Source organism: Neisseria sp. HMSC056A03, assembly GCF_001815685.1.
Classification (GTDB): domain Bacteria; phylum Pseudomonadota; class Gammaproteobacteria; order Burkholderiales; family Neisseriaceae; genus Neisseria; species Neisseria subflava.
Genome location: NZ_KV821606.1, coordinates 2,951 through 3,171, shown reverse-complemented (window position 1 = coordinate 3,171; position 221 = coordinate 2,951).

Sequence of the window (221 nt, the reverse complement as noted above, 5' to 3'; positions counted from 1 at the left end):
AACACACAGCCGCCCGAAGGCGGCTGGTTAATCTTGCCGCTATTGTCGATTCAGGCTGCCGGTTTTCAACACACAGCCGCCCGAAGGCGGCTGGCGGGGTGGTTGGTTCAGGTAATTGATTTAAATGGTTTTCAACACACAGCCGCCCGAAGGCGGCTGGCGGCCTCGAATTTACCCGCGAAATCCGCATTGTGGTTTCAACACACAGCCGCCCGAAGGCG